15 protein-coding genes are annotated in these 21,734 nt (G+C 39.5%); 8 read left to right on the top strand and 7 right to left on the bottom strand.

Annotated features, from left to right (window positions below):
- The first annotated feature begins 705 nt into the window (after positions 1 to 705).
- From BP861_RS11290 to BP861_RS16030, 6 genes are all read left to right on the top strand, one after another.
- The gene (locus BP861_RS11290; RefSeq protein ID WP_292375586.1) at positions 706 to 2,073 is read left to right on the top strand and encodes a hypothetical protein; all 1,368 of its coding nucleotides are present in this window, start codon (positions 706 to 708) and stop codon (positions 2,071 to 2,073) included.
- A gap of 536 nt (positions 2,074 to 2,609) precedes the next feature.
- On the top strand, positions 2,610 to 3,665 hold the full coding sequence (locus tag BP861_RS11285; protein ID WP_394339180.1) for a glycosyltransferase family 2 protein: 1,056 nt from the start codon (positions 2,610 to 2,612) through the stop codon (positions 3,663 to 3,665).
- A 126-nt stretch (positions 3,666 to 3,791) separates the two neighbouring features.
- A complete protein-coding gene (locus BP861_RS16045; RefSeq protein ID WP_349681024.1) occupies positions 3,792 to 4,082 on the top strand; it encodes a hypothetical protein in 291 nt (96 codons plus the stop codon).
- Positions 4,063 to 4,314: a PocR ligand-binding domain-containing protein gene (locus tag BP861_RS16040; protein WP_349681018.1), complete on the top strand. Its 252-nt coding sequence runs from the start codon at positions 4,063 to 4,065 to the stop codon at positions 4,312 to 4,314. The genes BP861_RS16045 and BP861_RS16040 overlap by 20 nt, the downstream gene beginning before the upstream one ends.
- Positions 4,311 to 4,457 (top strand): hypothetical protein, encoded by a 147-nt coding sequence (locus BP861_RS16035; protein ID WP_349681017.1) that lies wholly within the window; start codon positions 4,311 to 4,313, stop codon positions 4,455 to 4,457. The genes BP861_RS16040 and BP861_RS16035 overlap by 4 nt, the downstream gene beginning before the upstream one ends.
- Entirely contained in the window at positions 4,454 to 4,549 is a 96-nt protein-coding gene (locus tag BP861_RS16030) for a hypothetical protein (RefSeq protein ID WP_349681022.1), read from the top strand. The genes BP861_RS16035 and BP861_RS16030 overlap by 4 nt, the downstream gene beginning before the upstream one ends.
- Before the next feature lie 184 nt (positions 4,550 to 4,733).
- Here the strand turns inward: BP861_RS16030 and BP861_RS11275 are convergent, their stop codons facing one another.
- Positions 4,734 to 5,579 (bottom strand): glycoside hydrolase family 16 protein, encoded by an 846-nt coding sequence (locus BP861_RS11275; RefSeq protein WP_292375582.1) that lies wholly within the window; start codon positions 5,577 to 5,579, stop codon positions 4,734 to 4,736.
- A 665-nt stretch (positions 5,580 to 6,244) separates the two neighbouring features.
- On the opposite strand from BP861_RS11275, the gene BP861_RS11270 reads away from it, so the two are divergent.
- Entirely contained in the window at positions 6,245 to 7,321 is a 1,077-nt protein-coding gene (locus BP861_RS11270) for an acyltransferase (RefSeq protein ID WP_292375580.1), read from the top strand.
- 158 nt (positions 7,322 to 7,479) lie between these two features.
- Here BP861_RS11270 and BP861_RS11265 read toward each other — a convergent pair whose 3' ends face one another.
- On the bottom strand, positions 7,480 to 13,203 hold the full coding sequence (locus BP861_RS11265) for a tetratricopeptide repeat protein (protein ID WP_292375577.1): 5,724 nt from the start codon (positions 13,201 to 13,203) through the stop codon (positions 7,480 to 7,482).
- Between the two features lie 434 nt (positions 13,204 to 13,637).
- Complete coding sequence (locus BP861_RS11260) at positions 13,638 to 14,168, bottom strand: O-acetyl-ADP-ribose deacetylase (protein WP_292375576.1); 531 nt, start codon at positions 14,166 to 14,168, stop codon at positions 13,638 to 13,640.
- Positions 14,169 to 14,649: 481 nt separating this feature from the next.
- Here BP861_RS11260 and mtaA point away from each other — a divergent pair, with 481 nt between their 5' ends.
- On the top strand, positions 14,650 to 15,669 hold the full coding sequence (mtaA, locus tag BP861_RS11255) for a methylcobamide:CoM methyltransferase MtaA (protein ID WP_292375574.1): 1,020 nt from the start codon (positions 14,650 to 14,652) through the stop codon (positions 15,667 to 15,669).
- Between the two features lie 322 nt (positions 15,670 to 15,991).
- Here the strand turns inward: mtaA and BP861_RS11250 are convergent, their stop codons facing one another.
- The 4 genes from BP861_RS11250 to mtaC all read right to left on the bottom strand — a co-directional run bounded on the left by BP861_RS11250 (position 15,992) and on the right by mtaC (position 20,842).
- Positions 15,992 to 17,026, bottom strand: coding sequence for a uroporphyrinogen decarboxylase family protein (locus tag BP861_RS11250; protein ID WP_292375573.1), 1,035 nt, complete (start codon positions 17,024 to 17,026; stop codon positions 15,992 to 15,994).
- A 77-nt stretch (positions 17,027 to 17,103) separates the two neighbouring features.
- Positions 17,104 to 17,898: a corrinoid protein gene (locus tag BP861_RS11245; protein ID WP_292375571.1), complete on the bottom strand. Its 795-nt coding sequence runs from the start codon at positions 17,896 to 17,898 to the stop codon at positions 17,104 to 17,106.
- Between the two features lie 759 nt (positions 17,899 to 18,657).
- Positions 18,658 to 20,046, bottom strand: a complete 1,389-nt coding sequence (gene mtaB / locus BP861_RS11240) for a methanol--corrinoid protein co-methyltransferase MtaB (RefSeq protein ID WP_292375569.1) — start codon at positions 20,044 to 20,046, stop codon at positions 18,658 to 18,660.
- Between the two features lie 13 nt (positions 20,047 to 20,059).
- The gene (gene mtaC / locus BP861_RS11235) at positions 20,060 to 20,842 is read right to left on the bottom strand and encodes a methanol--corrinoid protein MtaC (protein WP_292375567.1); all 783 of its coding nucleotides are present in this window, start codon (positions 20,840 to 20,842) and stop codon (positions 20,060 to 20,062) included.
- Between the last annotated feature and the right edge of the window lie 892 nt (positions 20,843 to 21,734).

Raw genomic sequence — 21,734 nt, 5'->3', positions numbered from 1 at the left:
AGAGGTTATCAAGCAGGCCTGAATATTAGAAGATAAAGCGACTTCTTTTTATTTTTTAAACTTTTTATCATTTCGGGAGTGATGAGGGTCAGAAATCCACTGTCTTTCAGGTTGGGGATGAAGTGAACCCTCGCTTCTTTTTGTTTTCGTTTAAACCTACCTGTCATTGTTTTTTGTGAAGTGAGTTTTCTGGTATTATGGGCATGGTAATTGTGAATGCAGCTCTACACTAAGAAAGTCTTGTTAGGGGATGCTAAACTAATCTCAAAAAATCGAGTGGGCGGCTTGAAATATAGCTCTTCTTTATAGGTTGTCCTACAATTCAATTTTAAGATAATAACATGTGAAAAATAAGGCATGTAAAGCTTTTAAATCGAAAAAGAAGGAATTTGATTATTTTCCAAAAGTAACTGTCGGACAGCCTGTTTAGGGTAGGGTAGCCACACGCAATTTGATTTTTAACATTTTCTAAAAACATTACTACTAATGATTAAATAATGACATATTTTTCTGTCAAAATCTGTTTGTTTGACAATTTCACTAATTTTTCAAATTTTACAAGCTAATTTTATATCAAAAGATTTCATTTTTATATAATTATGCTTCATGCTCATATAACTAACTTTATCATATATCGACATACATGTCTATATGATTATCATGAAAAAAAAATGTATATCTATCTTGATGTTGAGTTCATTATTCATGCTTTTGATCGCAAACATTGCTGCTGCAGACACCTACCTGTATTGGTGTGGTGAAGAGTGGTGGGTAAGAAGCGGAACTGGCAATCCTGGTGGTAACACCTGGAATAATTCAGCTAATAGTGTTTGGGTTGATGAAAACCAAAACCTACACCTGACAATTCAGAAAGTTGGAGGTACTTGGTATTCAACAGAGGTTGATACAACATCTGCTGACTATTCATATGGTGTATACAAGTGGACTGTTTCATCACCAATATTGAATCTCGATCCTAATATTGTGGCTGCTATGTTCTTCCGCCATAACGATACCAATGAGATCGATATTGAAGCTACTCAGTGGGGTTGGACATACAGCGACAGACTCAGCTATAGTGTCCAGCCAAATGCGTACCAGAGTGCAATATCTTATGACTCTTCTTACCAAGACGCTACAGACGTGACATACCAGTTCGATTGGGAGCCAACATATGTTCACTTTACAGCAAAACTTGCTGATGGGACTGTTATATCTGACTGGAACTGTACAGATCAGACAAGCATCCCACAGGTAACTGGCGGAGTTGCTATGCAGATGTGGCTTATGAATAACTTAGCGCCGATAAATGGACAGAATGCAGAGATGATTTTATCTGATTTTAGTTATGTCCCATCTACTGGAAACACTACAATTGATACTCCTGGAAACACCACAGACAATGAGCAAACAAACGACTATTTCAACTGGTGTGGTCAAGAGTGGTGGGTAAGAAGTGGAACTGGAAATCCTGGTGGTAACACCTGGAGCAATTTAACTAATAGTGTTTGGGTTGATGAAAACCAAAACCTACACTTGACAATCCGGAAAGTCGGAGATACTTGGTATTCAACAGAGGTTTCTACAGCATCTGATAACTATACATATGGTGTATACAAGTGGACTGTTTCATCACCAATATTGAATCTCGATCCTAACATTGTGGCTGCTATGGTCTTCCTTAATGGCAATAGTGAGATCGATATTGACGCTACTCAGTGGGGTTGGACATACAGCGACAGACTCAGCTATAGTGTCGCACCAAATGCATACCAGAGTGCAATATCTTATGACTCTTCTTACCAAGACGCTAAAGATGTGACATACCAGTTCGATTGGGAGCCAACATATGTTCACTTTACAGCAAAACTTGCTGATGGGACTGTTATATCTGACTGGAACTGTAAGGATCAGACAAGCATTCCACAGGTAACTGGCGGAAGTATTTTGATGCAGATGTGGCTTATGAGTAACTTAGCACCGTTAAATGGACAGAATGCAGAGATGGTTTTCTCTGACTTTAGTTATGTCCCATCTACCGGAAACACTACAGACAAAAATGACTTTATCTAACTTTAGTTATGTACAATCTTAATTGAGGCGAAAGCCTCTTTTCTCTTTTACTTAAATGGATTAATTGGAACTTTTTGTTCACTCAGAATTGTTGTCAATCTACCTTTTTATTTGAGGAACCCTCATGAATCTGTCTCATGAAGTTCTCAATAGCCATCATTAATTAAAATTATATTTTCTATATTTTAAGGCTGAATGCGAATAGTTTTAGTTCAAGTTTCTTAATATGGCAGAGTTTAAATGTTTATTCTCTAGAAAACTAATATTTTCCACAAATCTGCAAATGTATTCTACTCTTATCACATATATATCACCCAGGAAATAAATTTATATATTATAAACTGTTTTTTTACTTCGCCACACTCTATTAATTAGTTGAAAATATGATTATAATAATATAATATCTATTATTATAAATCTTAATTTTCTTTACTCTGGGGGATTACACTATAATTCAAAACTTATTGCCTGTAGATAATTCTAACGAAAAAGAAATAAAAACTCTGATTCACCCAAGGAAAAATATCATCGCATTTGTGCTAGCTCATAATGAGGAGGATATAATCCGTTCGGCCATTGACTCTATTCTTACTCAAACAGTCAAGGTCGATGTTGTTGTAATCAGCGATAATAGTACAGATAACACAGTCAGCATAGTAAAAAGTATAGCTGCCACTAACAGCCGCGTAAGTCTAATAGAAACTGTTGGGAATAAGTTTAAAAAATCTGGGGCACTGAATGCTGCATATCAAAATATCGATCTGGAGCCATACGATTACGTGCTATCAGTCGACGGTGATACAGTCCTAGCTCCCGATCTTGTTGAGCAAGCATTAATTGAATTTCAGCTAGATCCCCTGCTTGGTGCAGTATGTTCTCGTGCTGGTGTAGTCAAACAGATAACTAACGGTTTTTTTGAAAAGCTAGTATATCACTGGCAGTATGTCGAATACGCAGAATTTGACAGAAGTAGAATCAGTCAAGATAGAAGCATTAAAGTCGCGCATGGGATGTGCACGGTATATAAGGTAGAAGCAATAAAAGCAGTCATGTCAAGGCGTATAGCTACCGGAAAACTCGATTGCACTTTGTATGATGTGCATAATATCACCGAAGACTACGAGTTGACGGTGACTCTAAAAGAACTTGGTTACCACGTCGCTGCAGGTTTTGGAATGTATGCCTGGACAGATGTCCCACTAAAACTAAGTGAGTTGTGGAAACAACGGGTTCGCTGGCTTCGCGGCGGTCTTGACACATTGTGGGAGCATGGATGGAATAAAAGCACCAGAAAAGACATCCTAAATGCTGGATTCTTCTGGATTATGTTGTCTTTCCAGATTATTCTGCTGTATTATGCTTTGTATGACATAGTTAGAGGTGTTTATCTTCCCAATTGGTTATTCTTACTGGTAATGAGTATAATGTACATTGACTGTGTTTACACACTGCGATATGTGCAGAATCCCAGTAAGTGGGATTATTTGATAAGAATGACATTTATTCCGCAGTTATTTTATGCGTGGTTTACTATTGCTCAGCTAGTCTATGCATACTACCTCTTCCTCTTTAAACCGAATCAGGATTGGTAATTCAGGAGTGATAGTATGTCATTGACTCCGTACCTGTATATGATTCCGTCTTGCGGACTTGATCAATTCAGTATCTGGCATATGTTATTGATGCGGCGCCTGCAGACATTTGTCTCAGTGCTCGTTTTGGCAGATGTTGCCATAAAATTGTCAAAGGATATATATAAAGCAAGAATTTTGCAGAAGAATCGAAAAGGATTGTTAAAATTAAACTGGATAATGCCTATACGGATGTGTGAAAAAGCACATGCTGCGTTTGACAAACACAGCATGTTTCTTAGCGAGTTTGGCATAAATCAAAACACTATCTGGAGAGAGCAAGTAGAGACGTTACTAAGATGGAGTAAAAAGTGCATCAGGCTACAATTGGGAAATATTCTCTCATTTTCTAGGGAAGGTGAGGAGCCTGGAACTTAGAAAGATCGTTGATATCAAGGTGATTCAATTTCTCATTAATGATCTGTATAGGCTTGTTCATACTCATGTGGGCCTAACCAATGTGAAAGGTAATGTTTTGGTAGGTGTAGGATGGCAGGATATCTGCACTAAATTCCATAGGGTTCACCCCGAAACCTGCAAACATTGTATAGAAAGTGATATAAAGCTATCTGCGGGCATCTCCCCAGGAAAGTTTAAGCTTTACAAATGAAAGAACAACATATGGGAGCTCCCATTAGTGTAGGTGGCCCGGATATATCTACTTCGGGCAGTTTTTTTGAGGACGAGCCTCTGGACTATGAATTTTCCGATCCTAATCCCGGAAATATGGCTTCAATGAGCAGGAATACATAGCCGCGCTTGGAAAAGTTCCGCTATTTAGTAGGGAGGCTATGTATAAAGGCATTGACTTCTTATTTTTACTTCTTATTTTTACTTCTTATTAATGCTTGCAAAATTGCTCAATCACAAGCGCAGGGCATACCCCTGTTAGTTGGTTGATCTTTCGTCTCAGAATTTACTTTGTTTAATTGTAATTGTTTTACAAATAAAGTATATGTGAGAGGGTTTGTAACTACTCTCCATATAACTCTAAAAAAGGAGTTTAGTGGCTTTTAAGCCACTTTTAATTCAATCGTTAACAACTTTAAAATCACTAATTATAAGGTCGATATTCTTTCCATCGGATGGAGAATCCGTTAACCATAAATTCATTATGATATGTTGGGGCTCTTGTGGGATTGCAGAAGCATTTGTATTATTATAGTCTGCTATAACTGTTCCGTCTGCTTCCACAGATGTGAATCTTACATAATTTGGTTCCCATTCTATTCTATAAGTTGTGTTTGTGCCTTCGACACTCGACGGAACGAGATAATCTCTACTATTTCCTTCAATTTTAGAAGGTTCTACAGAATACCAAAGTTGATTTCCATTAGTTTCACCCCATCTTGATGTTATAATATTTAATTCATGGGAATCATCTAAATAAGTACAAAGTCCAACCACGCAATTTTTGTCAAAATTAAAAACAGGTGAAGATACATTCCATGTGAAAATACCATAACGATATGTATTTTGGCTATTTAACATTGTACTTTTCCATATACCGTTATCGTTTACAATTGTTAAGTGCAGTCTGTTTTGGTCATCTATCCATGCGCCTGTATTACTCCAGTAATTATTACCGGGATTTGCGTAGCCAGATGTTAAAGACCAATCTTGCCCTTTCCAGTTAAGTATTCCATGTAAAGGGTATGTATTTCCTCCTGATGGTTGCTCATCTATCTGTGCACCTGTTATATTATTCCAGTAATTATTACCGGGATCTCCGTAGCCAGATGTCAAAGTCCAATTTTGCCCTCTCCAGTTAAGTACTCCATGTGAAGGATATGTATTATTCACTCCTGATGGAATAGCCAAAACCACCACAATCAGCAGAACAAATAAACACATCAAATATTTAATCGTCTTCATTTTACCCTCTAGTGTGTTTTTATGAAAATATCTCAAAGCCAGCTCTTCGCTATTTCGAGTAGTAGTTTATAGTAAGTTTTATAGCCACTTTCAAAGAGAGCATCTTAATATCCAAATTTTGCTGGATTCCATCAGCATAAGTAATAATCGCACAAGGCTGCATATCTTGATTTGTTTATTCTAAGCTTTTTAGGGCTTTATTTTTGAATTGGTAGTTTTAAGGCACTTTATTCAAATCATAGATTTTGTGGAATAATTCCTGAAAATCTTTACTACTTATAACCGAATCTAGGTTCGATGTTTATTCATTTTGTATGATCTTTTTAGTTGATAAACAATTCACAATCCACACAAAACAGCTAGGAGTCTCAAAAAGAGCTGGCCTTCCATAGGTATATTCTAGTAATTAATATTTTTAACCTAGAACAAAAACTTATTATACTAAGTTCGAAACAAAATATTTAAAACTTAATGTTATCTATCTAATATTTTATATTTTTATTCAAATAATATATAAAAATATGGTAATGTAAAAATTCTATGGAAATTAATACAAATTATGTTTAATACCTTAAATCAATATCTCTTATTTTTGTTTCATTTTACTTTATCTATGGCATTGAAAACTTCGGTACAAAGCACAAAACAATAATAAAACGATATCTATGTCACCTAATGAAAGTACTATTCGCGACTCAAATTTTGAGCTATTAAGGATTGTTTTAATCTCAATGATAATATGTCTCCATTATTTTAAGTATGGAGGGGCTCTTCATGCACTAACACCTTCGGATTCAAATTATTATTTCACTTATGGGTTGGAAAGCTTATTTATCATTGCAGTAGATTGTTTTATACTTATAACCGGATACTATCAAATTAATGGAAAATTTAAATTAAAAAAAGTCATTGATCTCTGGGCTCAGGTTATTTTTTATTCGGTAATGATTTCATCAATATTTTGGTTTGCTGGGATTGAACCTCTAACCGTGCCCACAATATTACAAGCATTTTTCCCAGTAATTACCGGGACATACTGGTTTGTGACATTATACATCGTTCTGTATCTCTTTTCTCCATTCCTCAACACAGCTCTTCAAAATATGAAGAAAGAAGATCATATAAAATTAATTCTAGTTTCCGCAGTTTTTTTTGTAATCCTGCCGTCTATTAATTTCACTTATTTTACTGATATGGGATACAGTTTATATAATTTTGTCTTTCTTTATTGCGTAGGTGCATATATCAGAAAGTATAATCTTCCAGTCAAGAATCTAACCTATTTCTTATTAGGATATCTTATGTGTAGTCTTTTAGTATTCACTGGAGTCATGCTTCTTAGAACATTTTCTGAAACTCCCAAGTACTTCTTTACCGATCCCTGGAACTATAATTTTATTTTTGTAGAATTGGGAGCTATTTGCTTTTTTATGGTGTTCAAAAACATCAAAATACAATCCCAAACAATAAATTTTATGGCAACATCCGTTTTTGGTGTATATCTGATATCAAATCATCCATTTGTACTAGATGTGTTATACTCCAAGATCCTACATTGTGCTGATTATTATTCCAGTCCTGTTTTTGTTCATCATATGCTATTTTCAGGAATCGGCGTTTTAGTCTCGTGTTTAATTATCGATTTTTTTAGACAGAGACTGTTTTTTATATTAGGTAGACTCATCCCAAAATCAATTTTATTCTCATTGAGTAAGAGTTTCAGGAGCATTTTTCAGGATTAAAAACTTGATTACATGTTCCAAATTCTAAATCTAAAAAATAATTTTGAGTTTGGGAATATACTCTGTGGAAAAAATCTTTAAAAAAGTGAATCTTTTGAAACAAGAGATCTGAAAAAGACTCCCTCTGTATATCAGGAGTCTTTTCTCTGGCAGAAACCTTAGTAGAGATCTTCGCTGGAATTCTCTTGGTTTTCAATACATTTTAAGGCTTCAAGTTTCCTTTTCGCGTCTGCCATGTCGGGATAGAGGCGCAGGATTTCATTGAAGGTGTTTATAGCCTCGGCGTACCTTCCGAGTTTTCCGAGGATAACTCCCCTGTAATTCATGGACTGCACATCGTGAGGTCTTATCCTGAGCAGCCTATCAAAGGCTCTAAGGGCATCCTCATACTCTCCCATTTTTGCGAGAGAGATTCCGAGATATTTCAGGGACTGCTCGTGCCAGGGGTTAAGGGCAAGAGCTTCGCCAAAGGCCCGGCAGGCAGTTTCATAGAGTTTCTGTTTAAAGCAGACAACCCCTATATTATATATCGCCTTGATGTTTTCAGGCTCTTTTTCCAGAACAAGGTCAAAGGCTTTCAGGGCTTCTCTGTACATTTCAAGCGTGCAGAAGGCGATTCCCTTGTAGTTCAGGACGTCAATGTTTTCAGGGGAAATCTCAAGGATGCGGTCAAAATAGCCAATAGCTTCCTGGGCTCGGCCGAGCTTGACAAGAGTCGTGGCTGCGTTGTACAGGGCTTCTCCATTCTTCGGATTGAAAAGGACGGCTTTTTCAAAAGCTTTCAGGGCTGCCTCTGGATTTTCGAGTTCCAGCAGGCAGAGCCCAAGGTAGTTCAGGTTTTCAGGGTCTTCGGGGGAGGCTTCCAGTAGCATTCCAAAGGTATCGGCGGCAGCTTCGTATTCTCCGAGATTGAAAAACACAAGCCCGCTATAATAAAGGGCTTCCCTGTGTGCCGGGTTCTGCTCCAGAACTATATCAAAAGCCTCAAGCGCTTTTTCGTACTCTTGAAGTTCCATTCTGGCAATTCCGAGCCTATAACAGGCTTCAATATAATCCGGAAAATCAGGCGCGAAAAGGAGCACCCTTTCGAGGTCATTGGCAGCTTCCTCAAATTGCTGGAGATTGAAACTGGTCGCTGACCGGTTGTATAGAGCATTTATATTCTCAGGGTTCAGGGATAGAACGAAATTGAAAGCTTGGCTAGCTTCCTCGTACATATTTAATTTTAGAAGGGAAAGCCCCATTTGTTCCCAGGCAGCTTCCAGGGTTGGGTCTAACTCTACGGCTTTTTCAAAAGCTTCAACGGCTTGCTCATTCTGATCAATTCCACTTAGAGCAATTCCTGATACATACCAAATATCGGCAGCTTCGGGGTTTACTTCAAGGATTTTTTCAAATATCTCAAGAGCGGCTTCATAACATCCCAGTTTAAACTGTGAAAGCCCTATCTTCTTCCATGCTTCTTCGATTTCAGTGTCATTTAATTTATCTTCTAATCCTAATTTATTTTCTAATTTGAATTTACATTTTAATCCGTGGCCTTCATTCTGTTCTTCTCTCTGAGTGCCATCCAAGCTTAACTCGTTAATTTCTTCTTCAGAAGTTTCCGTTTGATCTCCCAGGGTAGCCTGTTCGAAGGATTCCAGGGCTTCAGCATAGTACCCATGAGAAAATAGAATGAGCCCTCTTCTGTACCAGGCTTTTTCAAAGTCAGGATAAAGGGAAAGAAGTTCTGAAAATATCTCTAGAGCTTCTTCAGGTCTGCCGAGCTCCTGAAGTGCAATCCCTTTACCGTAAAGAGTTTCTTTTGAAGCCGGTTCGCTCGCTGTAAGCTTTCCAAGAGGCAGCAGGGCTTCTTGATACCTTCCAAGCTCTATCAGGGAGAATGCAAACTTTTCAAGGAGTTCTTCAAAACTCTTGGAGTTCTCGAAAGCCGGAGTTTCTCTTGTGCTTTCCTCGTAGTTTTCTTCCCCAAGCTCTCCAGTGTCTTTAATATTAAGGTCTTCAGATTCAAGTTCGAGGAGGGTGTCAACTGTAGAAACCATTTCTTCTGGCTTTCCGAGTTCGAAAAGGGCCAGGGCTTTTTTGTACAGAAGTTCTGGATTGGTTGCTCCCGCGTTAAGGATAGGGTCAAAAACTTCCACGGCCTTTTCATATTCTCCGTTTTCAAAGTAGGAAATTCCTGTATAATAAGATATTTCGGGTTGCTGGCAGCCTAGATCAAGAGCTTTTTCAAAAGATTTTACTGCTTCTTCAAAGTTCCCCAGCCTGAAGAAGGCAATACCCCTACAGTAATGCAGATCTTCCTTTTTCGGGCAATATTCCAGTGCCGTTTTTAATGCTTCAACGGCCTCCGGATACTCTTCAAGCTCGAAATGAGTATAGGCTTTTTGCTCAAGGGCGTAGGTACAGTCAGGCTTCAATTTAAGGACCGAGTCAAACATCGTCGCAGCTTTCTTTACATCTCCAAGGGCTTTTAAAGCGAGTCCTTTCCTGAAGAGGACGGTTTTTCGTTCTGGATTTATTTTCAGAACCTGATCAAAGAGTTCCAGGGATTCTTCGTAAAGCTCCTGCTTGAAGCAGGCTGTACTCAGGTGTGCAAGAGATTCAGTATCTGACGGTTTTCTTTTAAGGACTTCTCTAAAACCTGAAGCGGATTCCTCATATCTTCCTGACCGTAGTAAAGCGAGGCTTTTCATGTAAAGGGCATCAAGGTTTTCAGAATCTATTTTAAGGGCGGTTTCAAAAACTCTTATAGCGTCCTCAAAGTTCCCAAGTTCAAGATAGGAATTCCCTAACTGATAACAGGTATCCTGATAAGCAGGGTCAAGCTCAAGGATTTTCTCAAAGTCTTTTATTGCCTCATCATGCTGCTTCAGCTTTGAATGGGATATGCCTTTCAAATACCATGTCTCTATAAACAGGGGATTCTCTTCAGCAAGCCTTGAGAAAACCTCAAGCGCTTTTTCGTAAGCCTCCAGCTTGATAAGTACAAGTCCTTTCCAGTAAAGCGCAGAGAACTTTTCTTCAGAGTTATCTTGTGCAGATAGGTTTTGTTCAAAGATACTTTGTTCAGATAAGTTTTGTTCAGGGCAGTATACAAAAGAGCCTGTCTCTGAACCCTCAACTATTTCTTCAAAAAGAGAAAGGGCTTTATCATACTCTCCGGATTCAAAACTGGCGATCCCTAGCTCAAACTTTACTTCTTTGTAGTCAGGGTCGAGTTCCAGAATTCTGGAAAGAGTTTCAGCTCCTGTTTTAGATTTCTTTAACTGCAGGAGGCAAATAGCCTTCTTATGGAGGGCAGAAAGGTTCTCCGGATTTTTTTCAAGTACAGCTTCAAGAGCTTCCAGGGCAACCTCGTATTGTTCGGTTTCAAACAGACAGAGGCTCCAGTACTCGAGAGCTTCCTCCCTTTCAGAATTAAGATGAACGGCTGATTCAAAGGCATATGCCGCTTCCTCTAACATGTTTATTCTATAAAGGCTAAGGCCTTTGTAGTACCAGAGAATGTCGGAATCCGGCTTTTCTTCAAGAGCGCTCTCAAAGGTTTCAAGGGCAGGGAGGTACCTTTCAAGTTGCATCTGCGCAAAGCCTTTGTAAGTTTGGGCGTCCTCGTAATCGAGATTCTTTATCTCATCACATAAGGGGTTATTTATTTCATCACAACTGAGATTTTTTATCTCACTGTGATCGGAGTTATTTATCCTGGAGTTATCTATCTCCTTATATTCTAGATTTTTTGCAATTACTTTGTCAAAGGCTGTTATAGCCTCTTCAAAACGTTCCAGTTTTATCAGGGCAAGCCCTTTTCTATACCAGGCTTCTCTGGATTCCGGCCTTTCACTGAGCACCTTATCAAAAGCCTGAAGCGCAGTCTCGTACTTTCCGATTTTCATTGCAAATTTTCCTTTCCTGCACTGGATTTCTGAATTTTCGGGATTTTTCTCAGCCAGCTTTTCAAAGGTTTCTAGGGCTTCTTCCTGCTTTCCTAGCTCGGCCTGTGCAGTCACAAGGTTGTCTAAAAGCTCGGGATAATCGGGATTAAGAGTCAGGATTTTTTCAAAGCATTCTAAGGCAGTTTCTGGCCTTCCGAGCTTTAGCAGGGCTATTCCTCTATTGTATAAGGAATCAAGATCTTCAGGACTTGTTTTAAGGGCTTCGGCAAAGGCTTCGCTGGCTTTTTCATATTCGTTGGCAGCCAGTAAAATCAGTCCTCTATTCCTCCAGGCTTCCTCGAAGTCAGGCCTGAGGTTCACAGCTTTTTCAAAAGCCTCAAGGGCTTCTTCAGTTCTTCCAAGATTCCCGAGCACTATTCCCTTATTATTCCAGCCTTTCTCGAGATACGGGTTCAGCCGCAGACCTTCTTCAAAAGCTTTGAGGGCTTCTTCGTAGCGTCCAATGGAATAGAGAGCAAATCCCTTATTCATCCAGCAGGCTTCGTTGTCGGGTTTTAGTTCTGCAACTTTATCAAGAGCTTCCAGGGCTGGCTCAAATTTTTCATTCTCAAGAAGAATTAATCCCTTCCGGAGCCAGAGCCTATAGTTTTCGGGTTCTTTTTCAAGGCTCTGTGAAAGCGATTCAAGAGCTTCTTCAATACAGCCTAATTTGACCAGTATAGTACTTCTGAGCTTTTGGGCTTCAGTAAATCCTGGATTATGTTCAAGCATGGAATCTAAAGCTTTGAGGGCTTCCTCATATTTTCCTTCTCTAGCAAGCAAACGTCCCTGCTGGTACAGGGCATCCCCATATTCAGGATCCAGTTCTACAACTCTGGAAAAAGCCTGCGCAGCCTCCCCCAAGCGCTGCAGTTTCACGAGAGCAAGAGCTCTGTTGTACCACATTTCCTTCATTTTCGGATACATTTCAAGTACAGAGTCAAAGGCTTCAAGAGCTTCTTCATAGACCTCAAGTTTCATCAGAGCAAGGCATTTGTAACTCCAGGCTTCGAAATAAGTGGGATCCAATTTAATGGCTTCTTCGAAAGCCTCTATGGCATCATTGAGCCTGAGCAATTGGATAAGAGCAAGGCCTTTCTTGAGCCAGGTTTCTTTATTTCCGGAATTAATCTTCAATATTTTAGAAAAAGTTTTTTCAGCATCCTCATAACGGGAGAGTTCGCTTAAAAGAATGCCCTTTTGATAGAGAGCCGTCTCGCTGACAGGAAATCTCTTTAAAAATGCGTCAATACATTCTAGAGCTTCTTCATTTTTCCCAAGCTTTATCAGTGAATAATATTTTTGTTTCCAGGCATCCTTCTGCCTAGGGTTTGCCTGAATCAGATAATCAAAACATTCCAGCGCGGTTTCGTGCCTTTCAATCCTTGCAAGAACCAGGCCTTTTGCGTAGCAAACGTCTGCATTTTTAGGGTTTATCTCAAGTGCGTGATCAAAACATTCTAGGGCTTCTTCGTAGCTGCCAGCTTTTCCATTTACGGTCCCCAGGGCATACCAGGCAATTTCACATTTTGGTTCAAGTTCAAGTGCTTTCTCAAAACAAAGAATCGAAGCTTCAGTTTTTTCCAGTTCGGCAAACGCTAGGCCTTTCTGGTACCAGATTTTTGGATTTTCAGGATTTATTTCAAGAGCGTTGTCATAGGCTTCAAGAGCTGCTTCAAACTTTCCGAGGGTGGCCAGAGTAATTCCTTTTTTGTACAGGGCATCGAGATTTTCTGGCTCTAAGTGCAGGACCTGATCAAGGGAGTCAAGGGCTTCTTCTGGTTTTTTGATTTTTAACAGGGCAAGTCCTCTGTTGAAAAGAGCGCCGGTGTGATCCGGGTTCTTGTCCAGAATCTTGTTGAAAACGTTAATCGATTTTTCGTACTTTTTTTGTCTGATCAGACCAAGGCCTCTTTGAAAGGCTTCATCGTGATTGATAACCAACTCCTCCGATCTTTTTTTCTAATCATATTCCTGCGCTTTTTTACTCGTATTCCTGCAGCTCAAAGATCTAAAATTTAAATGCTAGTCTTTTTTATCAGGCCTTAATAATATTTTGCTTTGTTTTCCGATTTTAGCGTTTTTGCGAGCTTTTACCTTTCACTTGTCATTAAATTACTCTTTTCCAATAAGCTAACTATTTACAATTGTTGACCGTTAAATTTAATACTTCATCCATCCAAAAACCTATTTATCATCAGCAATTTTTATCTAGGATCTAATCTCCTAACATTGTATATAAACGATCCTCAATAATTGAGCGTGGAAGAATAATTTTTAGTTTGTTTTTTAACTATTTTTTGAAGACGTCCTCAATGAACGTTGCAAGCCGGTTAAATTATAAATCTAAAATCTAAAATAAATTTCTAACATTTAAATTAAATCATAGTGGTTCCTGACAATGCTTCCTGAAGATGCCGACATGTCTCTTTATTGAAACAAACAAGGAAAATCTTTTCAGGTAATTCATTTTCCTGAAGGAATTTTATCATTTCGGAAACTGCAATTCCTGCAGCCCTCTCCGAAGGAAAGTTATACGCTCCTGTACTTATAGCTGGAAAAGCGATGGTTTTTACAACGTATTCCTTTGCAATATCAAGGCTTTTTCTGTAGCAGGAAGCCAGCAAACCATCTTCTCCTTTCTTGCCTCCCTGCCATACAGGACCGACAGTATGTATTATCCATTTTGCAGGCAGGAAATATCCCTTTGTAATTTTTGCTTCTCCTGTTGCACAGCCTTTTAAACCCTTGCATTCTTCTAGCAGTTCGGGTCCTGCGGCTCCGTGGATTGCGCCATCGACTCCTCCTCCTCCAAGAAGAGTCGAATTTGCAGCATTTACGACTGCATCCACTTCCAGTTTTACGATATTTCCTTGAATTATTATTATCCTGTCTGAAATATGTAACATAATTTCTCTTTTGCTTCTGTTCTCTTATATATAATGTATAATGTGCTTACAGAGCAATATCATTATCACTATATTATTTTTATTGCCTGAGATGCTCTAGTTCTACTATTTTTATATTATTTTCTTACTTTCTTTTTCTACTTTATCATTTTGTTTTACTTTTTTACTTTACCTACCTGTTTTATCCCTTTGCTACTTCAGTATAGTTTTTTTAATGTTCATATTTCCATTTTGTGCATTCCCAAACAATCATATAGCATAAAATCTAGATTATAATATTCAATCTGGGCATGGGGATTTTCGGTTTTCCGAAGGTGGTTATTTGCCTTTGATGAAAACACTGAAACTTTTGATATGCCTCAATGGGGTTACAAGACCTATGTTAATTACTGATCTGAAAGATCAGTTGAATGCTGAGAATCTCTTGAAAAATTAAAAGGTTAAAAACTTCCAAATTGAATTTAATATGGGGGAGATAATTATGGATGAAATGACGCTTAAGGAGAGACTTTTAAATGCGTTGGAAGGGAAAGAAGTTGACAAAGTGCCGGTCTGTTCTGTAACCCAGACAGGAATCGTTGAATTAATGGATGAGGTGGGGGCTCCCTGGCCGGAGGCTCATTCTAACCCTGAGCAAATGGCAAAGCTTGCAATTGCAAATTATGAGCTTAGTGGGCTTGAAGCTGTAAGGGTTCCATATTGCCTTACTGTACTTGCCGAAGCCATGGGCTGTGAGGTTAATATGGGGACCAAAAATAGGCAACCCTCAGTTACTGCACATCCATACCCCAAAGATCTAGAGGGTATGGAAATGCCTGAGAATCTGCTTGATATGGGCAGGATCCGGGCTGTACTTGACGCAATCAAAATTATAAGGGAAAGAGTAGGACCAGATGTACCTATTATAGGAGGAATGGAAGGACCAATAACTCTTGCCTCCGATCTGGCAAGTGTAAAGTCCTTTATGAAATGGTCTATTAAAAAACCTGATATGTTACGGCAGGTACTGGATTTTGCAACTGATGCCACAATAGCTTATGCAAATTCAATGGTTGTTGCAGGAGCAGATGTTATCTCAGTTGCTGACCCTGTAGCATCTCCTGACCTGATGAGTCCGGATTCTTTCAAAAATGAACTCCAACCAAGGTTACAGAGATTTTCTTCAGAAGTAAACTCAGTTACAGTACTGCATATCTGTGGTGGCGTAGGTCCTATCCTTGACTATATGGCAGATTGCGGTTTCGAAGGTTTGAGTGTTGAAGAAAAAGTTGGTAGCATAAAAAAGGCTAAGGAAGTGCTTGGGGACAGAGCAAGGCTTGTGGGAAACATCTCAAGTCCCTTTGTTCTGCTTCCAGGTCCGATTGATAAGATCAAAGAAGAATCGAAAAAAGCTATTGCTGAAGGTGTGGACGTACTGGCACCTGGTTGCGGTATTGCACCTATGACTCCGCTTTCCCACATTAAAGCTATGGTCGAGGCAAGAAACGAGTACTATGCTTGAGGGGCCTAAAAAATAAAAACAGTTTTTTTAATTTTTTAAACAGGTTTCTTCTTTTTACTTTTTTAATTCTACTTTTTGAGAACCTGTTTTTCTGATCCTATTTTTGAACGTTCTCAAGTCTTGGGCCAGGTCTTGAGCTTCCTTCAGGCTATAAATCTTGAAAATAGGAAAAAGGAGAGGGGCCTCAATTAGGATATGTGAATGAAAAAATTTGGAAAAACTTGGATGAAATTTAGTAATAACCAAGGTGCTGGTAATTCAAGGCACCCAGGTCGTTCAAATAAAAATCCAAATTTTACTCCTAAATTTTTTGAGGCCAACTTCACAGGTTCTCTGCTGACCAGTCAGCTGCAGCTTTTACCCAGATCTTAAGTCTGTCAGATGTGCTAAGAGGTGGAGTCCCACATCCGAGCTTACTTGCTTTTGCTCCGCTGTCAAGGGCCTTTCTGACTTCTGCAATAATCTGTTCTTCCGTACCATCAACCATCAGGAGGGGAGTCACGTTTCCAACCACAGGAACGTCACGTGCAAGTTTTGTAGCTTCACCCATATCGACCGTTTGATCGATACTGAGACAATTTGCTCCGGTGGCGGCCATACCTTCAATAATCGAGGTTGTATTCCCGCAGATGTGCAGTTCCCAGGGGCATCCATTCTCGTGGATGAAGTCTCCGAGCTCCTTTTCTGATGGGCCTGCTACTTTATAATAGAACTCAGGCATCAGGAGGTTTGGGGATGCCGATGCATCGGAACAATAAAAAGCATCAGCTCCAGCTTGAGCACAGGCTTCAGCATAAATTTTGCTGATCTCAAGAGATACTGAAAGCCATTCCTGCATTTTCTCCATGTATTTTTCTTTCTGAAGGCACCTGTAACTAAGTATGGCAAGATTTTCGGCACCCATCAAGTCTCCGAGAAGGGTAATCGGAGCTTCCATGAGGGCATAAGTAGCAACATCAGGGTATCTTTCCTTTGCAAGTTTAATTGCATCTATTGTGGTCCTGACAAACTTGTTTTCAAGGAAGTTATCATATTTCACGTCTTCCGGTTTTTTAAATATGCCCCTCACTGAAGGGTGAATGTCAACCCTTCCCATTTTCACATCAAGCCCAGTAGCAGCAGATTCAACAAACATACCAAAGGCTACGACGAGGTTATCAATACCTGTCTCCATAGGAGCACAGCTCGCAATGTTTACCATCATCTCTGCATTGGAGTGATAGTCAGGCCAAACCGCTCCAGTCTTTTCGATGTACTCCTTAAGCATTGCAACACCGGAGATTACCGGGATCCTATCAACAGGTTTTCTATTGAGCATTGCAAGGACCCTTTCTTTTGATGTCATCTCATTGATCAATTTTTTCAACTCCGCTATTTTTCTGATCTAACAACGATTACGTGAAGTGTTCAGTTAATTGAGATTCCTTGGAATAGTTAGTCCCATCTTTCAGACTCGGATGAAAAACCGGCAACTGCTTCTTTTAGCCAGTTTGCTGCACTTGCAGCATCGACAGGGGATACATCAGCTCCGATTTCTTTGGCATAATCTGCCTTAATCGGGGCTCCACCTACCATTACTTTAACCTTACTCCTGATGCCTTCCTCTTCAAGCAGTTTGAGAACTTTTGGCATTTCGGCCATGGTTGTGGTCATCAGGGTGCTCATGGAAATTGCTGTTGCTCTGTTCTCCTTTGCAGTCTCCACGAACTTCTGGCTCTCGACATCATTTCCAAGGTCTACGCAGTTGAAGCCGTTTGCACTGAGTAAAGTCTTTACAAGGTTCTTCCCGATGTCGTGTATGTCTCCCTCTACTGTCCCTATGATGACGGTAGGTGGCTTTTCTGTACACTCTTCATCATTCTTTAGATATGGGGCCAGTATATCCATTCCTGCATACATGGACCCTGAAGCGATTAACAATTGGGGCACAAAAGCTTCTCCCTTCTCATATTTTTTGCCTATTCTGTTCATGCCCTCTGCCAGCCCTTCGATAAGGGTCTTGAATGGATTCATCCTAACCTGAAGGGCAACTTTTGTCCAGCCCTGAGTTATTTCATCCTCGCCGTCCATCACGCAGCTGGCAAGTTTGTTAAGGATGATAGGTGGCATATCAACGCCCGTTGCAAGGAGCTTCTGGGTAAGTTCCTTTATTGCCTCCTCATCTTCATCTTCAGCGGCCTCATCCATTTGCTCTATTAATTCTTGTACTTCCTCTGGTGAACTATCCATTTTACATACCTCAAATTGATTAAGTCGACAGGCTTGCACATTTAAAAAAATAGTGAAGTGGGAATATGGGGAAGTATCCGGATCTTCACCTTAGGGAAGTGGGAAAATAGGGAAGTGGAAAAATAGGGAAGTGTCCGGATCTCCACCTTTCCACAATTAAATATTTAAATTAAAGTTATTTATAATATCCGGCAACAAAAAATAAATAGCATCGATCTTATCAATCTCGTTTTTGTTATAAATATGATTGTTAAAAAAGCACTATTGTATATTATATAATGGCATTTACAAAATAAATGAATGGGCTAAAAATCAATGAATTGTGTGTAATCAACAGGTGTATTCCATTGTAACCCGTTAACATAATCAATGTGGTTGATTTTGCGTTAACTCCTCACATGTGTTAACGAATATTTGCCTGTGAAAGGGAGCAAACAATTACAATGTATAATGTAATTTGTATGACTCTTAAGTTTCTCATTGAGCTTTCGACCTATTCTTTTGTATAGTTCTTTGATTCTGTATCCAAAAAACTCAACAAGCTCAAGAGTGAAAAGGGATATTATCCGTTATCTATGGTTATACCTCTTTCTTTTGATCGCATCTGTGATTTTTGATCAAATCTGAAAAAAGAGCATATCCAATGTATTAAATTTGAAAGTCGGTTTATGCCAGTCAGTTTTATGCTTAGATTTTTTCAATAACTGATCTCTATATATAAAAATATTTTAAAAGAAAAATGGGAAGAACTTGCCTCAGTTAGAGGCCATAGTTCTCCGGCTTGAAGACTTTGACTTCTTGTTTATACTTTGTAAGACAGTCACTCATGAACTTCTCTTTGTCGTCAGTAAGACTCTCAAAAGCTGCTTTTGCATCTGCAAGGGCTTTAGTTTCGAACCTTGAGAGTTCAAGTTTACCCTTTGCCCCTTCTTCAACGATGTTGATGCATTCGATAGCAGCATTCTTAGCACGGAGGTAAATATCATTCCCATCTTTTGCAATTGCCTGCCCGACTCTGTAGGCGTTCGGGTATGCGAGTACATAGCCCTGTGCGTCTCTGTACATATCCGAAGCTACGAACATATCCCTAAGTATTTTTTCATTACCTGAATCAAGAGCAACGTTCATTAGGGCACAGTCATAAGCTAAGGTCTCACCCCAACACTGAACTGTGGTACCGCCGAATTCACCGTGATATTCAACAGATTCGTTGGACCAGAGGTCACAGCATTGCATAACAACGTTACCCATCAAATCAGAGTGGGCACAGGTTGAGGTTTTGCCTTCTTGAGTTATAGGGACACCTGCAATTGCCTTTACAATAGTGTTCTCGTAACCGCAGTCCTTTCCAGGGCCGACCGCACCGGCTTCGTACGCGACAAGGGATCTGGCGGCAGAAATTGCTCTTGCAATGATTGCGAGTGTATGGGCGAGGTTCTTGTCCAGCAGCCCGCCTGCAATGAACATTGCAGTGTTTGCCTGGGCGCAATCTGTGTCACCAGATGCTATCACGTTATTCTTTTTTGCAATTGATACAATATCTTGCCAGATCATTTCCATATCTATGCTGCCAAGAACACCTATGCCGTAAAGTACTCCGGCCATATCGTTCCTGAGAATCGCATAGTCGAATACTTCTTTTCCACCCATTGACTCAACTGCAAGCATGTCAGCCCCATTCTGGGCACACTGCTCAAAAGCTTCCAAAAAGGTGTTGTACTTGTCTCCTCCTCTGAGCTCGAGGAATTCCCTGCTCTCACGGATGTCACCAATAGTGTGGCGGAGTGCGCACTTTATGCCGTATTCATCATGGTAATCCTCCATGATAGTTTTCTGGGCGTGAGCAACAGCTGCTCCCCAATCCGGGTGATTAGACATCTGCTGAACATGTTCGGTTTCAAGCACGACAGAAGGAGCTCCAATCTGGACCATCCTTGCCATAATGTCGGTGGTGATCCTTTCGTATTCTTTTATGAGCTTTTCTTTGGATGCGCCGGCTTCAGGTCTTGGGGCGTAGTTTACTTCGGGAGTTGTGTAACCGGCACCAATTTCAAGTCCCAGTCCGGTTTTAACTGGCGTGACAGACCTTCCAAAAACCATCTCATCCGCGCTTGCATAAGCCATTTTAGTACATCTTTTTACTGCCATTTATTCCATCTCCTCAGTGTCTATGGAATTTCTCCCTCAGTTTTACGATATTATCCCCATGTGCCTTTACGAAATCGGCTATCTTCGCGGCATCGGCTGCTTCTTCACCGTACACTCCAAGCTCATACTGGGACACGAAGTCCTGGTTGACAGCACCGCCACCGCATGCAAATGGAATCCTGTAGCCTTTCTCTAGAAGCTTATCATTAACTTCTTTGAATGCATACATGGTTGTGGTCATTAGGGCAGTACCTGTTAACATCATGGGACTTTCTTTCTCGACAGCCGCTATTACTTCATCTACAGGTACATCTCTTCCGAGGTCCACTACATCATAACCAGCTGCTCTCAGTAGTGCGGCCACGATGTTTTTTCCGATGTCGTGCACATCACCTTCTGCAACGTGACAGACAATCTTTCCTTTGGTTTCAGGTGCTTTTCCTGCTTTCTCCTTAACGTATTCGATACCTTCCAACATGGCATCAGCAGACATCATAACGTTTGGCAGGAAAATGATTCCCTCATCGTAAAGCCTGGAAACTACTCCCATTCCAACCATTAATGCATCATTAATAAGGGAGATCGGGTCCTTTCCGGAGCTGATGGCCTTTTCCAGTCCTTCAACAACATCATCTTCTTCGCCTTCAAAGATGGCTTTTGCAATCGGATAAATCATTGAATCCTTAGGGTAAAGCTCTTCTGCAGCATCTTCCGGTGTCATTTCCTTTTCCATTTTTACATTGTAACGAACCAGAATACCACTGGGATCTATATCTATCAAATGTCTAACCTCCATTTTGGCATTTGAGGAGCAAATAATCCCTAATTATTTACAGGAATCAAAGGGGCTAAATGCGAAAATTATTCCTTAATAGATCTTAATTAAATTTAGGCCTCTAAATTCCCCAATTTTTCTATAGAGGTCTCTATATGAGATCTAAACAGGTATAAAATCCCAAATTCTTCCCAATTTCTTAAAGGGACTCCAACTCCCCTTAATTTAATTGGAATCCTATATATATAAAACTCACTGAGCAAGTTTAAGGTTCTAATACTGAATTGTAAGCTATAATTTTCGCTATCTTGAGGCTTTACTATTCTAAATATCTAGTTTTAATGGGCTTTTTGCTAACTTTGGTACAGTCTAAAATACATAATTATGAATATCAAAAACCCTTACAACAGTCTATGGACAGTCTACGATTACTAGGTTTTCGGCAGATTTAGGCAGCTGCTAGGGAGTATTATACCAAGATTTCTCAATAGATCTAAAATAAATTCTAGATTTTAATAAAAATTATGTTTAACTCTCTCATTCCTTCCTTAATTTGGTTTATTGAGGAATCATTCTTCTCAAAAAGTATTTATATCAGTAATGCATCTATGAAATCCCCTGATCTGAATGGATCAGTGATCATTAAATCTATAGATTTTGCAAAGATTATATTCTGTGATAAAATCTATAGTCAAAAATCAGCTTAACAAAAGCTTTATATATAAGAAATTCCTTGTATGAATCCCTCACAAAAGCAAAATTGTGGGCATCTGACTCTCTTTCGATCACAAAAAGATCGAAATGGCAGTATCTCTATAGATTCAAACAAAGATTTGTTTTTGAATCCATTTATGAAAAACTGCCTAATGAGAAGCTTTATATACAAGAACTGTCTTGTATGTATCCCTCACAC

The sequence above is a fragment of the Methanosarcina sp. UBA411 genome, assembly GCF_002495725.1.
Classification (GTDB): domain Archaea; phylum Halobacteriota; class Methanosarcinia; order Methanosarcinales; family Methanosarcinaceae; genus Methanosarcina.
Note: the sequence above shows the minus strand (reverse complement) of the source record. Positions and strands in the feature narration are given on the sequence as shown.

Excerpts from the sequence above, each read along its gene's own strand:
- BP861_RS11290 (WP_292375586.1), top strand. The coding sequence starts at position 706 with ATGCTTTTGATCGCAAACATTGCTGCTGCAGACACCTACCTGTATTGG.
- BP861_RS16035 (WP_349681017.1), top strand. The coding sequence starts at position 4,311 with ATGAAAGAACAACATATGGGAGCTCCCATTAGTGTAGGTGGCCCGGAT.
- BP861_RS11275 (WP_292375582.1), bottom strand. The coding sequence starts at position 5,579 with ATGAAGACGATTAAATATTTGATGTGTTTATTTGTTCTGCTGATTGTG.
- BP861_RS11270 (WP_292375580.1), top strand. The coding sequence starts at position 6,245 with ATGTCACCTAATGAAAGTACTATTCGCGACTCAAATTTTGAGCTATTA.
- BP861_RS11260 (WP_292375576.1), bottom strand. The coding sequence starts at position 14,168 with ATGTTACATATTTCAGACAGGATAATAATAATTCAAGGAAATATCGTA.
- mtaA (WP_292375574.1), top strand. The coding sequence starts at position 14,650 with ATGGATGAAATGACGCTTAAGGAGAGACTTTTAAATGCGTTGGAAGGG.
- BP861_RS11245 (WP_292375571.1), bottom strand. The coding sequence starts at position 17,898 with ATGGATAGTTCACCAGAGGAAGTACAAGAATTAATAGAGCAAATGGAT.
- mtaB (WP_292375569.1), bottom strand. The coding sequence starts at position 20,046 with ATGGCAGTAAAAAGATGTACTAAAATGGCTTATGCAAGCGCGGATGAG.
- mtaC (WP_292375567.1), bottom strand. The coding sequence starts at position 20,842 with ATGGAGGTTAGACATTTGATAGATATAGATCCCAGTGGTATTCTGGTT.